This window comes from Pseudogracilibacillus sp. SO30301A, assembly GCF_037072025.1.
GTDB lineage: Bacteria > Bacillota > Bacilli > Bacillales > Amphibacillaceae > Pseudogracilibacillus.
Window position 1 is genome coordinate 1 of record NZ_JAXHDD010000122.1, and the last position, 1830, is coordinate 1830.

General features: G+C 30.1%; 3 protein-coding genes and 1 pseudogene. All 4 read left to right on the top strand.

Going from position 1 to position 1830, the window contains the following annotated elements:
- The first annotated feature begins 95 nt into the window (after positions 1-95).
- The gene (locus SPD89_RS22685; RefSeq protein ID WP_336264217.1) at positions 96-449 is read left to right on the top strand and encodes a hypothetical protein; all 354 of its coding nucleotides are present in this window, start codon (positions 96-98) and stop codon (positions 447-449) included.
- Between the two features lie 126 nt (positions 450-575).
- Positions 576-731 (top strand): annotated as a pseudogene (locus tag SPD89_RS23335) (glycohydrolase toxin TNT-related protein); the annotation flags it as partial.
- 15 nt (positions 732-746) lie between these two features.
- Positions 747-1325: a hypothetical protein gene (locus SPD89_RS22690; RefSeq protein ID WP_336264218.1), complete on the top strand. Its 579-nt coding sequence runs from the start codon at positions 747-749 to the stop codon at positions 1323-1325.
- Positions 1326-1673: 348 nt separating this feature from the next.
- On the top strand, positions 1674-1830 hold a 157-nt coding region (locus SPD89_RS23340; protein ID WP_442961226.1), incomplete at its 3' end, for an HNH endonuclease signature motif containing protein.

Consider the following 1830-nt stretch of genomic DNA (forward strand, 5'->3'; position numbering starts at 1 on the left):
ACATTATCCAGAAGATTATCTAGAACGTTTTTTATTTCAAGAATTGGAATATTTACAAACTAAATATGGATTTACTACGTTGGATCCCGAAGGAGATGTTTGGATTGCACGAAAATAATAGTGAAGTTATTCAAAACAAAGTAATTCGAGAATTAAAAGAGTATTTTGATGACAAGATAACAAGCGGCTTTACTGTTCTTGAAAGAACCGATACGCCATATACGATGTTTAGCCTTAGTTTTATTGCATATGATTACTTTAATGTAACTTTCAATTATGACAGAGGAAGGTTTGGATGTTATACAATAGTTGGAGACAAGAAGATACCATTAAGAAACAGCCAACAGTGGTATGATAAAGCGGATATGGATGTCTTTTTGCAAGAATTAGAACAACAAATTGAACTCCGAATTCCGGATAAATTTTTAGAGTTTCACGGCTGGAAGTAAGATAAAAAAACTGCACTTGAGACTAAAGTACAGTTTTTTAATATAGATCGCTTATGAGGTTATTTTCGGAAGTCTAATTTATTTAAACTACCACCTGCTAAAGAAGGTGGTAGTTTAAGAGAATTTGAGGTAAATTCAGGTACAGTTGCTCCGTGGTTCGACGAAAAAGGATTAGGTACACAATTCTCTACTGATATTGAAATAATGACATTAAAAGGAGATTATGAAATAGCATCGGTCAAAAGCTTAATAGAAAACAAATATATAAGACTTTTAAGATAAAGGTGTGATAAATACATGAATATTGAGCAAGTGAAGAAGCTACTAAACGAGAAACAAATACTTACTTTTTCGACTAAGAAGTCTTTAGAACAAGTTAAAGATCAAGGGGAAAACTTTTATAAATTAAGATTTAAAAATGAGAAATGGGAATTTTTGTTTATTCAACAGGAGAGGAGCGACGAAAAAGAGACTGTATTAAAAAGGTTTGACAATGAATCAAACGCATGTAAATATTATTTCTTGTTTGAATTGAATACTTATTTTTTTTATCAATATGTTTATAAATTTGAATTAAATAATAAAGATATAAATATAGGGGAGCCAAATTGTACTATTTCTGATTTAAAGTCGGCTTTTACTAGATTGAATATCGATGAGAAATATTATAGTTTCAATGAAGCTAAAAAAGAGCATAGCATATTTTTGGATATGCAAAATAATAAAGAAAGCAGAGTAAAGTTTATTGGCGACTATAAAAAAGAGATCTTCGAAACACCAATCTTAGAAAATTGGCTAGCTTATTATGCCATGTACAAGTTTGTATATTATTTGTATTTACTAGATAAAGAATGTGAATTATTATTAAACAAGTAACATATTTATAAAGGATTTACGGATTCAGAATATAGCGTTGTATTAAAATAATAATATAATAACCGTTAGTTTTTGCCTACAGAATTACTTATATTTATTGAAGAGTCTAACTATAAAAATTATATAGGTAATATAATTGTTTCTTAAAACTGACCTTGAAGGGCTAAACTCTCATTCAAGGTTTTTTTATGAATAGTATCCAGTGGTGATTTAGCTAAAAAGTACCCAAATGGAGTAAAATTCACAAATGATGGTTTCCCTGATTTTACTCCTTATTCTAAAGTTAGTGTAAAAATAGATGGACTAAAAGGGAATACAACAAGTGATTTTACTGTTGCAAACAAGGCTATGGGATTAAAATCAACCCCTAGTGGTTATACATGGCACCACGTAGAAGATGGAAGAACATTAATGTTAGTGCTAACAGATTTATATCAAGCTGTTAGACATACCGGTGGTGCGGCATTGATAAGAAAAGTTTGGCGCCGTGATGTAAGAGTTACAT